At 70.8% G+C, this 12,323-nt stretch carries 10 protein-coding genes; 7 read left to right on the top strand and 3 right to left on the bottom strand.

All coding sequences use genetic code 11. The annotated features are described in order from the left end of the window. From ABD127_RS08745 to ABD127_RS08730, 4 genes are all read left to right on the top strand, one after another. Positions 1-252 (top strand): ATP-dependent Clp protease proteolytic subunit (locus tag ABD127_RS08745; RefSeq protein ID WP_344200089.1); only part of this gene is annotated, 252 nt, incomplete at its 5' end. 76 nt (positions 253-328) lie between these two features. Then, positions 329-931, top strand: a complete 603-nt coding sequence (locus ABD127_RS08740; protein WP_344200087.1) for an ATP-dependent Clp protease proteolytic subunit — start codon at positions 329-331, stop codon at positions 929-931. 89 nt (positions 932-1,020) lie between these two features. After that, positions 1,021-2,289: an ATP-dependent Clp protease ATP-binding subunit ClpX gene (gene clpX / locus ABD127_RS08735; protein ID WP_344200084.1), complete on the top strand. Its 1,269-nt coding sequence runs from the start codon at positions 1,021-1,023 to the stop codon at positions 2,287-2,289. Between the two features lie 61 nt (positions 2,290-2,350). Further along, on the top strand, positions 2,351-3,523 hold the full coding sequence (locus ABD127_RS08730; RefSeq protein ID WP_344200082.1) for a saccharopine dehydrogenase family protein: 1,173 nt from the start codon (positions 2,351-2,353) through the stop codon (positions 3,521-3,523). A 127-nt stretch (positions 3,524-3,650) separates the two neighbouring features. Here ABD127_RS08730 and valS read toward each other — a convergent pair whose 3' ends face one another. Genes valS through ABD127_RS08715 form a run of 3 tightly spaced genes read right to left on the bottom strand, consistent with a single transcriptional unit; the run spans position 3,651 to position 9,585 of the window. After that, positions 3,651-6,227 (bottom strand): valine--tRNA ligase, encoded by a 2,577-nt coding sequence (gene valS, locus ABD127_RS08725; protein WP_344200079.1) that lies wholly within the window; start codon positions 6,225-6,227, stop codon positions 3,651-3,653. Positions 6,228-6,278: 51 nt separating this feature from the next. Continuing rightward, on the bottom strand, positions 6,279-7,268 hold the full coding sequence (locus tag ABD127_RS08720; RefSeq protein ID WP_344200076.1) for a DUF2332 domain-containing protein: 990 nt from the start codon (positions 7,266-7,268) through the stop codon (positions 6,279-6,281). A 31-nt stretch (positions 7,269-7,299) separates the two neighbouring features. Further along, positions 7,300-9,585, bottom strand: a complete 2,286-nt coding sequence (locus ABD127_RS08715; RefSeq protein WP_344200073.1) for an MMPL family transporter — start codon at positions 9,583-9,585, stop codon at positions 7,300-7,302. Positions 9,586-9,964: 379 nt separating this feature from the next. Here ABD127_RS08715 and ABD127_RS08710 point away from each other — a divergent pair, with 379 nt between their 5' ends. The 3 genes from ABD127_RS08710 to ABD127_RS08700 are packed head-to-tail and all read left to right on the top strand — an operon-like array spanning position 9,965 to position 12,323. Beyond that, on the top strand, positions 9,965-11,320 hold the full coding sequence (locus ABD127_RS08710; protein ID WP_344200070.1) for a bifunctional folylpolyglutamate synthase/dihydrofolate synthase: 1,356 nt from the start codon (positions 9,965-9,967) through the stop codon (positions 11,318-11,320). After that, positions 11,317-11,679 carry a DUF4233 domain-containing protein gene (locus ABD127_RS08705; protein WP_344200067.1) on the top strand — a complete coding sequence of 121 codons (363 nt, stop codon included), beginning with the start codon at positions 11,317-11,319 and terminating at the stop codon, positions 11,677-11,679. Before ABD127_RS08710 ends, ABD127_RS08705 begins: the two co-directional genes overlap by 4 nt. 29 nt (positions 11,680-11,708) lie before the next feature. Further along, positions 11,709-12,323 (top strand): metallophosphoesterase family protein, encoded by a 615-nt coding sequence (locus tag ABD127_RS08700; RefSeq protein ID WP_344200065.1) that lies wholly within the window; start codon positions 11,709-11,711, stop codon positions 12,321-12,323.

The raw sequence follows: 12,323 nt of genomic DNA, 5'->3' as shown, positions 1-12,323 counted from the left end.
CGCATCATGATGCACCAGCCCTCCGGTGGCATCGGTGGCTCCGCCTCGGACATCAAGATCCAGGCCGAGCAGTCGATCCTGCTCAAGAAGCAGCTCAACGAGCTCCAGTCGGTCCACACGGGTCAGAGCATCGAGCAGATCGAGCTCGACGCCGACCGCGACCGCTGGTTCACGGCCGAGCAGGCCAAGGAGTACGGCTTCATCGACCAGGTCGTCACGAACGCGCAGGAAGTCAAGGAGGCGAAGGCATGAGCGAGCGCCAGCGAGTGAACAACGAGCACCTCATGCGGGTCTTCCCGTACCGTGCACTTTCAGCGGGGAGGACCGCATGAGCTACTACATCCCGCAGTGGGAGGAGCGCACGTCGTACGGCTTCCGCCGCGTCGACCCGTTCGCCAAGCTCTTCGAGGACCGCATCATCTTCCTCGGCACCCCGATCAGCGACGACGTCGCCAACGCGGTCATCGCGCAGCTCCTGAGCCTGCAGAACATGGAGCCCGACCGCGACATCAGCATCTACATCAACAGCCCGGGTGGCTCGTTCACCGCCATGACGGCGATCTACGACACGATCCGCTACCTCAAGCCGGACGTGCAGACCTTCTGCCTGGGTCAGGCCGCCTCCGCGGCTGCCGTGCTGCTGGCGGCCGGCGCGCCCGGCAAGCGGTTCGCCCTGCCGAACGCCCGCATCCTGATCCACCAGCCCTACACCGAGGGCACCGGTGGCCAGATCTCCGACCTGGAGATCCAGGCCAACGAGATCCTCCGCATGCGCGCGCTGATGGAGAAGATGATCGCGGACGCCACCGGCAAGGACCCGGAGACCGTCAGCCGCGACGTCGACCGCGACAAGATCCTGACCGCCAGCCAGGCGCTGGAGTACGGCCTGATCGACCAGGTGCTCGACACCCTGAAGACCCCCGCCGTCTGAGCGACACGCGGTCCGGGGCAACGTGACGCACGTCGCGAACACCCCGGACCGCGGCTACGCTGGACGGCAGCCGAGGAAAGGACTATCCCGTGGCGCGCATCGGTGAAACCGCCGATCTGTTGAAGTGCTCCTTCTGTGGAAAGAGCCAGAAGCAGGTCAAGAAGCTCATCGCGGGCCCGGGTGTCTACATCTGCGACGAGTGCATCGACCTCTGCAACGAGATCATCGAGGAAGAGCTCGCCGAGAACTCCGAGCTGAGCCTGGGTGAGCTGCCCAAGCCGCACGAGATCTACGAGTTCCTCAACGGCTACGTGATCGGCCAGGAGGGCGCCAAGAAGTCGCTCGCGACGGCGGTCTACAACCACTACAAGCGGGTCCAGGCGCAGCAGGCCGGCGGTCGCACGAAGGACGAGCAGGTCGAGCTCGCCAAGTCCAACATCCTCATGGTGGGCCCCACCGGCTGCGGCAAGACGTACCTCGCGCAGACCCTGGCCCGCATGCTCAACGTCCCGTTCGCGATCGCCGACGCCACGGCGCTGACCGAGGCCGGCTACGTCGGCGAGGACGTCGAGAACATCCTCCTCAAGCTCATCCAGGCCGCCGACTACGACGTCAAGAAGGCCGAGACGGGCATCATCTACATCGACGAGATCGACAAGATCTCGCGCAAGAGCGAGAACCCCTCGATCACCCGTGACGTGTCCGGCGAGGGCGTGCAGCAGGCGCTGCTGAAGATCCTCGAGGGCACGACCGCGTCGGTGCCGCCGCAGGGCGGGCGCAAGCACCCGCACCAGGAGTTCATCCAGATCGACACCACCAACGTGCTGTTCATCGTGGGCGGGGCGTTCGCCGGGCTCGAGGAGATCATCGAGCAGCGCGCCGGCAAGGTCGGCGTCGGCTTCAACTCCGAGCCGGTCGAGGTCAAGGCCGACGAGCCGAACCGCGTCTACTCGCGCGTCGAGCCCACCGACCTGCTGAAGTTCGGCCTGATCCCGGAGTTCATCGGACGCCTGCCGGTCATCGCCAGCGTCGAGAAGCTCGACAAGGAGGCGCTCGTGCGCATCCTCACCGAGCCGCGCAACGCGCTCAGCAAGCAGTACCAGCGCCTGTTCGAGATCGACGGCATCGAGCTGGAGTTCACCGAGGAGGCCATCGGCGAGATGGCCGAGCTGGCCCTGCGCCGCGACACCGGTGCGCGTGGCCTCCGCTCGATCATCGAGGAAGTCCTCCAGCAGACGATGTTCGAGGTCCCCAGCAACGAGCACGCAGCCCGCGTGCTGGTCGACGGTGCCGTCGTGCGTGGCGAGAGCCCGCCGACCGTGCTGACCCGCGACGAGGTGGAGAAGAAGGCCTCCTAGCCGTCGTCCCTTCCCGGGGACGAACCCGTCCCCGGGGTCTCCAGCGAAGGCGGTTCTGCTGATGGTCACCGACATCACCCTGCTGGGTGCCACGGGGTACACGGGCGGTCTCACCGCCGACTACCTCGGCGCCACCCTGCCGAGCGGCGCGTCGTGGGCCGTCGCCGGCCGCAGCCGCGCCAAGCTCGAGGCGGTCGCCGATCGCATCGAGGCTGCCGGTGGGGTCCGGCCGGAGATCGTCACGGCCGACGTCACCGACGACGCCTCGCTGGCGGCGGTGGCCGAGGGCACGCGCGTCCTCGTCACGACGGTCGGTCCGTACCTCAAGCACGGCGAGCCCGCGGTCAAGGCGGCGGCGCAGGCCGGCATCGCGTACCTCGACCTCACGGGCGAGCCGCAGTTCGTCGACGACATGTGGCTCAAGCACCACGCGACGGCCTCGGAGTCCGGGGCGCGCCTGGTGCACGCGGCCGGGTTCGACTCGATCCCGTACGACCTCGGCGTGCTCTACACGGTGCAGCAGCTGCCCGACGACGTGCCCATCACGGTCAACGCCTACCTGCGGGCCGGCATCTCGCCCTCGGGCGGCACGTTCCACTCCGCGATCGGGCAGTTCTCGAGCTTCCGGGAGTCGGCCAAGCTGGCCAAGAAGCGCCGCAGCGCCGAGCAGCGTCCGGTCGACCGGAAGGTCCGCGGTGCGGGCAGCATCGGTCGCGCGCCCCACGACACGGGGTGGGCCGTGCCGCTGCCCACGATCGACCCGCAGATCGTGCTGCGCTCGGCCCGCGCCCTGCCCACGTACGGGCCCGAGTTCACGTACGGGCACTTCGCGCACGTCCGCACGACCCGCATGCTCGCGGCGGGGGCCGTCGGCGTCGGCGCGCTGGCCGTGACGTCGCAGATCCCGCCGCTGCGCAAGCTGCTGCTCTCGCGCATGGACCCGGGCGACGGCCCGGACGCCGAGAAGCGCGAGAAGGCCTGGTTCAAGCTCGACATCCTGGCCGACGCGGGCGACGACACGCTCCACACCCGCGTCACCGGCAAGGACCCCGGCTACGGCGGCACCGCGAAGTACCTCGGCGAGGCCGCGATGTCACTCGCGTTCGACGACCTGCCGCAGGTCAGCGGTCAGACCACGACCGCCGTCGCGATGGGTCAGGCCCTGATCGACCGCCTCAACCCCGAGGCGATGAAGTTCCAGACGTGCGAAGAGCACCACACCGACCCGCACTAGCGGTTCTAGCTGAGGTGACCAGGGTTTCGAGGCTCGCGCCGCAGGCGGCACTCGCACCTCAACCACCGGTGGTTGAGGTGCGAGCGCCCGCTAGGGCGTGAGCCTCGAAACCCTGGTCAGTGAAGCGCTACTCCGCCAGCGTGGCGTCGACCGTGACCTCGGTGGTGCCGTCGGCGGGGGAGAGGGTCAGCTCGCCGACCACGCGGCCGGCGGCCTTGACGTCGTCGAGCGCAAGGGCGGCCAGGTCGAGCACCGCGGCTGGGCCGGAGGCGGTGGCCGCCGTGACCTCGGTGCGCTGGCTGACCTTGGCGGTCGACTTCGCGCCACGGATGCCCGCGAGCACCTGACCGGCCGCGGGCAGCACTCCGGCGTCGGCTCCGTCGGGCAGCTCGTCGACCGTCGGCCAGGTGGCGCGGTGGATCGAGCCCTCCTGCCACCACGACCAGACCTCCTCGGTCACGTACGGCAGGTACGGCGCGAGCAGACGCAGCTGCGTCGACAGGGCCAGCACGAAAGCAGCCTTCGCCGAGGTGCCGCTGGCGTCGTCGCGGCGCGCGCGCTCCTTGACCAGCTCGAGGTAGTCGTCGCAGAAGTCCCAGAAGTACTTCTCGGTGACCTCGAGCGCCGAGGCGTAGTCGTAGTCCTCGAGGAACGCGGTCGCCTCGGCGACGACGCGCCGCAGCCCGGCGAGCATCGCCAGGTCGAGCGGCTCGGTGACCTGCGCGGCGTCGAGGAACGAGGCGTCGGCACCCAGGCCGTACGCCTCTTCCGCGGCGAGCACGAACTTGCTGGCGTTGAGCACCTTCATGGCCAGGCGGCGGCCGACCTTCATCTGCGCCTCGTCGAACGGCGAGTCGGCGCCCGGGCGTGCACCGGCGGCACGCCAGCGCACGGCGTCGGCGCCGTAGGACGAGAGGATCTCGTCGGGCACGACGACGTTGCCCTTGGACTTGCTCATCTTCTTGCGGTCGGGGTCGACCACGAAGCCGGAGAGCGCCGCGTTGCTCCACGGCACGCCGCCGAACTCCTGGTGGGCGCGCACGACCGAGCTGAACAGCCAGGTGCGGATGATGTCGTGGCCCTGCGGGCGCAGGTCCATCGGGTAGGTCGCGGCGAAGAGCTCGGGATCGCGCTCCCAGCCGGTCACGAGCTGCGGGGTCAGCGACGAGGTGGCCCAGGTGTCGAGGACGTCCGGGTCGGCCATGAAGCCACCGGCGGCGCCGCGCTGCGACTCCTCGAAGCCCGGGGGCGTCTGCGAGGCGGGATCGACCGGCAGGGTGTCCTCGGCCGCGAAGATCGGGTCGTCGTAGTCGGGCTCGCCGTCGGCATCGAGGCGGTACCAGACCGGGAACGGGATGCCGAAGAACCGCTGGCGGCTCACGAGCCAGTCGCCGTTGAGGCCCTCGATCCAGTTGGTCAGGCGGCTCTGCATGTAGCCGGGCTTCCAGCTGATCTCGTCGCCACGCTTGACCAGCGCGCTGCGCAGGTCGGCGTCGCGGCCGCCGTTGGCGATGTACCACTGGCGGGTCGACACGATCTCGAGCGGCTTGTCGCCCTTCTCGTAGAAGTTCGCCATGCGCTGGGTGGGCACCGGGTCGCCGTCGAGGTCGCCGCTGCCCTGCAGGGCCGCCACGATGGCCTCGCGGGCCGAGAACGTGGTCTTGCCGGCCAGCTCGCCGAACAGCTCGCGCCCGGCGTCGGTCGCGATCCACTCCGGCACCTCGCGCAGGAACCGGCCGTCGCGGCCGATCACGGTGCGGTTGGGGAGCTGGTGCTCGCGCCACCACTGCACGTCGGTCAGGTCGCCGAACGTGCAGCAGTGCACGATGCCGGAGCCCTTCTCGGGGTCGGCGAGCGTGCTGGCGATGACCGGCACCTCGACGCCGAAGATCGGCGAGGTCGCGGTGGTGCCGAACAGGTGCTGGTAGCGGTCGTCCTCGGGGTGCGCGATGAGCGCGACGGCGGCCGGCGTGAGCTCCGGGCGCGTGGTCTCGACGTGGGTCGTCGTGCCGTCGGCCAGGTGGTACGCCACCCGGTGGTAGGCGCCGGGGTAGTCGCGGGCCTCGAGCTCGGCCTGGGCCACCGCGGTCTGGAACGTCACGTCCCACAGGGTCGGCGCGTCCTGCGTGTACGCCTCGCCGCGGGCCACGTTGCGCAGGAAGGCACGCTGGCTCGTGATCTGGGCGGACTCGCCGATCGTCGTGTACGTCTGGGTCCAGTCGACGCTGAGGCCGAGGGTGCGCCACAGCTTCTCGAAGACCTTCTCGTCCTCGGCCACGAGCTCGTTGCAGAGCTCGATGAAGTTGCGGCGGCTGATCGGGATCTGCTTCTTCGCGTCAGGCTTCTCGGGCGCCGTGAACTCGGGGTCGTACGGGATCGTCGGATCGCAGCGCACGCCGTAGAAGTTCTGCACCCGACGCTCGGTGGGCAGGCCGTTGTCGTCCCAGCCCATCGGGTAGAACACCTCGAAGCCGCGCATGCGCTTGTAGCGCGCGATGACGTCGGTGTGGGTGTAGCTGAACACGTGGCCCACGTGCAGCGAGCCCGACACGGTCGGCGGCGGGGTGTCGATCGAGTACACCGCGGACCGCTCGGCGGGGCGCTGGAACCGGAACGTGCCCTGGTCCTCCCATACGCCGCTCCACCGCTCCTCGAGGCCTTCGAGGACGGGCTTCTCCGGGACGCGGTTCGCGGGGGTGTTCACGGGAGAAGAGTCTAGGCGTCGCCCCACTCCGCCCCGCAGCGCGGGAGCCGGTCAGGGGTGCCAGCGCAGCGAGCGGCCGTGGCCGTGGGTCCAGGCGACGGTGCGTCCGTCGACGCCGAGCACGAAGGTCGGGTGGTCGTCGGGGACGGCGGGGCCGGTGGCGGTCACCGACGGGAGCACCGTGGCGGCCTCGTTCGAGATCCAGTGGCACGCCCCGGCCGCGACGAGCTCGCGGATCACGGCCTCGAACCGCGCGCGGTGCGGGAGGTCGAGGTAGGCGATCACGGCGCTGTGGAACACGACGACAGGTCCGTCCGCCGCGGCCTGCTCGACCATGCGGGGAAGGGTGTCGACCAGGTCGCCCTGCTCGATCCGTGGCGGATCGGACCTGGCAATCCCCACGGCCTGCGTGAGCCGCTCCCGCCGGTCCTCCTGCTCCGGCCACACCAGGTTCGCCAGCCAGGACGTGGCGTCCGGGTCGCGGACGTCGATGGGACTGAGGTCGATCCCACGGCGCGCGGCGACCCGCGGAACGTCGCTGGGCAGGGGCGCCGGCCCGCTGACCCGGCAGGCCAGCGCCGGACCGTTGCCCGCACGGACGGGCCCGTCGCTGGTCTCCCAGACGTAGGACCAGCGGTCGGGGTAGAGGCACAGGCCGGCACTCGCGCCCACCTCGACCAGGGACAGCGGACGGTTGCCGACGAGAGCCGACACCTGGCTCAGGGCTGGGACCAACGTGGCGAGCCGGCCCGCCTCGTTGGTCTGGGTGGAGCGCTCGAGGATCGTGGCCACGATGGCGCCGTCGTCACCCAGCAGCGCGTCACGCAGGCCGGCGTAGGGACCGGGGGCCTCGACGCCGTGCCAGCGCGCCGCCGCGAACACCAGGTTCGGTTGCTGCTTGAGCTGGGGCAGCGCGGCCACCCACGCCAGGACCTCCGGATCGTCGGCGACGTGCCTCGACCAGGAGCTGAAGCACGGTGAGTCGGTCGACTCGTCCGCGAAACGGCGGTACTGGCCGCGCACGTCCGTCCAAAGATCCATGCAGCCCAGTCTGCCCCGCCGGGGGCGGGGGTCAGGCCTTGTGCTCGGGGGCGGCCTCGGCGTGCTCGGCGTCGACCGGGTCGGCCGGGTGGGCGGGGTCGGCGACGTGGCTCGAGCCGTCGGTGCGCCACAGGTGGCTGGGCCACCACATCCACCGCCCGACGTCGAGCGTCAGCGCGGTCACGAGCACCGACCGCACGATGATGGTGTCGAGCAGGACGCCGAGCGCCACCACGAAGCCGAGCTGGGCCAGGAACACGATCGGCAGGGTCGCGAGGGCCGAGAACGTGCCCGCGAGCACCAGACCGGCCGACGTGATGACGCCACCGGTGGCCGCGAGGCCGATCAGGGCACCGCGCCGTGTGCCCACCTTGATCGACTCCTCGCGGACGCGGGTCATGAGGAAGATGTTGTAGTCGATGCCCAGCGCCACGAGGAACACGAACGCGAACAGCGGGAACGACGTGTCGGTGCCGGCGAAGTCGAAGACGTGTTGGAACACCAGGGCGCTGATGCCGAGCGCGGCGCCGAACGACAGCACGACCGTGCCGAGCAGGATCAGCGGCGCCATGATCGAGCGCAGCAGTCCGCCCAGCACCAGCAGCACGACGACCAGGATCAGCGGGATGATCAGGCGGTTGTCGGCGGCCGAGGCCTCGCGAATGTCGAGGCTGATCGCCGAGATGCCACCGACCTGCGCGTCGGCGCCGTCGACCGCGTGCACCGCGTCGCGAGCCCGCTCCACGGTGTCGTACGCGGCCTCGGTGTCCGACGCGGACGCGAGGGTGCGCTCGAAGTAGACGACGCCGTCCTGGCTGAAGCCCGTGGCCGTCTCGGCCGGGTTGTCGGTCGTCGAGGAGGCCGGTTGGATGCCGTCGACCCCGTCGAGGGCCTCGGCGACGGCGGCGGCGTCGTCGGCCTTCGCGACGACCTGCAGGGGAGAGCCCTCGCCCGCGGGGAAGTGCTCGGCGATCACCTCGTCGGCGACGATCGACGGCTGCTCCTTGGTGAAGGTGTCGGCGTTCGCGAGCACGCCGGAGTTCAGCTGGAGCATGCCGACGCAGGCCAGGCCCAGCAGCGCGGTCGTCGTGACCCAGACGGTGCGAGGGCGCCGGGCGACCTGGGTGCCCACGCGGCCCCACAACCCGCTGCCCTCGGCCTTCACGTCGCCGAAGCGCGGGATGAACGGCCAGAACACCCAGCGGCCGAAGATCACGAGCAGGAGCGGCAGGACGATCAGCATGACGAGGAGCGCGACGACGATGCCCGCAGCCGTGACCGGTCCGAGCCCGGCCGTCGAGTTCATCTGGGCGAAGCTCAGGCAGAGCAGGCCGATCACGACCGTCAGCCCGCTCGCGACGATCGCGGGAGCGGCGCGGCGGATGGCGTGGCTCATCGCGTCGATGCGGTGCTCGAAGTTGCGCAGCTCCTCGCGGTAGCGGGCCACGAGCAGCAAGGCGTAGTCGATGCCGGCACCCAGCACGAGGACCGCCAGGATGCCGGCGCTCTGGCCGTTCACCGTGAGGTCGGCGTACTTGGCCAGCAGGTAGACGACTCCCTCGGCGGCGCCGACGCTCAGCACGCCGCAGAACAGCGGGATGAGCCAGAGGAACGGGCTGCGGTAGGTCAGCAGCAGCATCACGACCACGACGCCCAGAGCGGCGAGCAGCAGGATGCCGTCGATGCCGGCGAACGCCGTGGCCTGGTCGGCACCGAAGGCCAGGGGTCCGCCGACGTAGCCCTCGAGGCCGCCGGTGGCGTGCGACTCGACGATCGAGCGCATCTCGTCGATCGCGTCGGGCAGCTCCTCGAACCCGGCCGTGTCGTCGATGCGGTAGGTCACGATGAGCTGCAGGGCCTTGCCGTCCTCGGAGGTGAGGCGCTGCACGAGGTCGTCGGAGATCCCGCTGGCGGGGGCGGTGGCCAGCGTCTGGACGTCCGCCGGTGTGAGGTTCGCGAACGCCGGCGAGATGACATCTCCCACCACGTTCTCGTCGAAGTCCTGCAGCTCGGCCTGGGCTTCGCGCACGGCCACGACGTCGTCGGCGGTGATGCCGCTGTCGCGCACGAAGGCCACGATCGCCGGCGACTCGTCGTCGCTGGCGAACGCCGCCGTGCGCTCGATGACCTGGGTCGACTCCGCGTCGCCGGGCAGCCAGCTCGCGATGTCGTTGTCCTGGACGCCGCCGAGGTTGCTGGCCAGCGACGCGAAGCTGCCGAGCACGGCGACGGCCACGACCAGGCCCGCGACGATGCTGATCCAGACGCCACGCCGTGAACGGGTGGCGGGGGCCGTGTCGTGCGTCGAGTGGCTCATGGCTGTTCCTCCGGGGGGCGCTGCAGGCTCCGCGCACTGCAGGTCGCGATCATCATGGCGGTGCAGACCGACAGTTGGCGATGGGTGAGGACCCTGATCTCACCCTGAGAGCACCCGTGACGTCTTCGCCGGTCGGTCGGAGCCCGCAGGACCGCCGCGCGGTTTCCCACGTGACCGCTCGTTTCCCGCATCGAGCGCACGAAGGTTCATGCGCGCGATGCGGGATTCTTGGGTTTCCCCCTCGCGCTTCGTGCTGGGAGGTGCCCCCGCCCAGGAATCCCGCATCTGGTGGACCGGTGAGCGACGCGCGAGCCGCTGCGGGTCGCCTCCGCACTTCTCGATTTGTTGCGGCTTGCAGCGGGCGTCGATACTGGCAGCGATGAGACCCACCTACGCCGAAGTCGAGCACGCCCTCCTGGGGCGCTGGCCCGAGACGCGCCTCGAGCCGTCCCTCGACCGCATCTCCGCGCTGTGCCGCCTGATCGGCGATCCCCAGCAGTCCTACCGCGTCGTCCACCTGACCGGCACGAACGGCAAGACCTCCACGAGCCGCATGATCGACGCGCTGCTGCAGGCCCTCGAGCTGCGGACGGGCCGCTTCACCAGCCCGCACCTGCAGTCGATGACCGAGCGCATCAGCCTCGACGGTGAACCGCTCACGGAGGACGAGTTCGTCGACGCCTTCGCCGACGTCGCCGCCTATGCGCAGATCGTCGACGAGTCGCAGCCGCACCCGCTGTCGTTCTTCGAGATGTCGGTCGCCATGGCGTACGCGGCCTTCGCCGACGCGCCGGTCGACGTCGCGGTGGTCGAGGTCGGCATGGGCGGCACCTGGGACGCGACCAACGTGGCCGATGCCGACGTCGCCGTCGTGCTGCCGATCGCGGTCGACCACGCGTCCTACCTCGGCGACACCGCCGAGGACATCGCGCACGAGAAGGCGGGCATCATCAAGCCGGGCTCGCGCGTCGTCGTGGCCGAGCAGGAGGACGCCGTGCTCGACATCCTCGGGCTGCGGGCCGCGGAGGTCGGCGCGACCCTCGTCCGCGAGGGCGTCGACTTCGGCGTCGCCGCTCGGCTGGCCGCGCTGGGCGGTCAGCAGATCGACCTGCAGGGCCTGTCCGGCCTGTACGAGGACATCTTCCTGCCGCTGCACGGCGCCCACCAGGCGCGCAACGCGGCGCTAGCGCTGGCCGCCGTCGAGTCCCTCCTCGGGGCCCGCGAGCTCGACGCCGAGATCGTCCGTACCGCGTTCGCCTCGGTGACGTCGCCCGGGCGGCTCGAGGTCGTCCGCCGCAGCCCCACGGTCCTGCTCGACGCGGCCCACAACCCGCACGGGCTCGAGGCCGCCCTGGCCGCGGTCTCGGAGGAGTTCACCTTCAGCCCGCTGGTCGGCGTCGCCGCGGTCATGGCCGAGAAGGACGTCGACGAGATCGTGCGCATCCTCGACGGCTCGGTCGCCCACCTGGTCTGCACGCAGAACTCCTCGCCGCGGTGCCTGTCGGCCGAGGAGCTGGGTGCGATCGCCGCCGACGTCCTGGGCGACGACCGGGTCACGGTCCTGCCGCAGCTCGACGACGCCCTGGTCCGCGCGATGTCGCTGGCCGAGGCGCTGGAGGGCTTCGAGGACGCGATCGGGAGCGGTGGCGTCATCGTCACCGGCTCGGTCGTGACGGTCGGCGAGGCCCGCACCCTGCTCGGCCACTCGCCCGACGGGCCGGACGAGCAGCGATGAGGGCCCGGCTGTGCGCCGCGATGCTGTGCTTCGAGGCGATCCTGCTGGGGCTCTCGACCCCGGTCATGATCATGGTCGAGGAGGTCAACCGCGGCCTCGCGCTGTGGCTCGGCCTCGGGCTGTGCGTCGCCTGTCTCGTCGTCGCCGGCATGCTGCGCCGCCCCGGCGGCCTGTTCCTGGGGCACGCCATCCAGGTCGCGTCCGTCGCCCTCGGCTTCCTCGCGCCCGCGATGTTCTTCGTGGGCGGGCTCTTCGCGGCCCTCTGGATCGGTGCCTACGTCCTGGGAGGACGGATCGACGACGACAAGGCCCGCTGGGCCGCCGAGGCCGACGAAGCCGGCCCAGCCGACGAGGTGTGATCGCCAGGTCGCGGGTCTAGGGTCGGGGCATGGTCCGGATCCTGGCCGTCGCCGACGAGATCGCCCCGCAGGTGGACGACATCGGGGTGCGCTCGATGCGCCCCGACCTCGTCCTGGCCGCGGGCGACCTGCCGTGGGACTACCTGGAGTTCCTCGCCTCGTGCCTCGACGTGCCGGTGGTCTTCGTGCCCGGCAACCACGACCCCGCGATCGCGGGGCGCTCGGCCTGGGGAGGTCCGCCGCTCGAGGGAACCCGGCCGCACGGTGCCGTGAACGCCGACGAGCGCGTGGTGGAGGCCGCGGGCCTGCGCATCGCGGGCCTGGGCGGCAGCGTCCGCTACAACCGCGGTCCGCACCAGTACACGCAGCGCGAGTACGGGCGCCGCGCCCGACGGCTCCTGCGCCGGGCCCGACGCAGCGGTCCGGTCGACGTCCTCCTGACGCACGCGCCCCCGCGCGGGCTCGGCGACGAGGACGACCCGACGCACGTCGGCGTCGAGGCGATGCACGGGCTCCTGACCGACCTCGAGCCGCGGTGGCACGTCCACGGACACATCCACCCGCACGGCTTCCCCCGCGCCGACCGCCAGGTCGGCGACACCACGATCACGAACGTGATCCCGTACCGCCTCCTGGAGGTGTGA

It is taken from the genome of Aeromicrobium alkaliterrae (assembly GCF_039529015.1).
Classification (GTDB): domain Bacteria; phylum Actinomycetota; class Actinomycetes; order Propionibacteriales; family Nocardioidaceae; genus Aeromicrobium; species Aeromicrobium alkaliterrae.
The sequence above is the reverse complement of the archived record's forward strand: the minus strand, read 5'-3'. Positions and strand labels throughout refer to the sequence as shown.

Excerpts from the sequence above, each read along its gene's own strand:
- ABD127_RS08710 (WP_344200070.1), top strand. The coding sequence starts at position 9,965 with ATGAGACCCACCTACGCCGAAGTCGAGCACGCCCTCCTGGGGCGCTGG.
- ABD127_RS08740 (WP_344200087.1), top strand. The coding sequence starts at position 329 with ATGAGCTACTACATCCCGCAGTGGGAGGAGCGCACGTCGTACGGCTTC.
- ABD127_RS08700 (WP_344200065.1), top strand. The coding sequence starts at position 11,709 with ATGGTCCGGATCCTGGCCGTCGCCGACGAGATCGCCCCGCAGGTGGAC.
- ABD127_RS08720 (WP_344200076.1), bottom strand. The coding sequence starts at position 7,268 with ATGGATCTTTGGACGGACGTGCGCGGCCAGTACCGCCGTTTCGCGGAC.
- ABD127_RS08705 (WP_344200067.1), top strand. The coding sequence starts at position 11,317 with ATGAGGGCCCGGCTGTGCGCCGCGATGCTGTGCTTCGAGGCGATCCTG.
- ABD127_RS08715 (WP_344200073.1), bottom strand. The coding sequence starts at position 9,585 with ATGAGCCACTCGACGCACGACACGGCCCCCGCCACCCGTTCACGGCGT.
- ABD127_RS08730 (WP_344200082.1), top strand. The coding sequence starts at position 2,351 with ATGGTCACCGACATCACCCTGCTGGGTGCCACGGGGTACACGGGCGGT.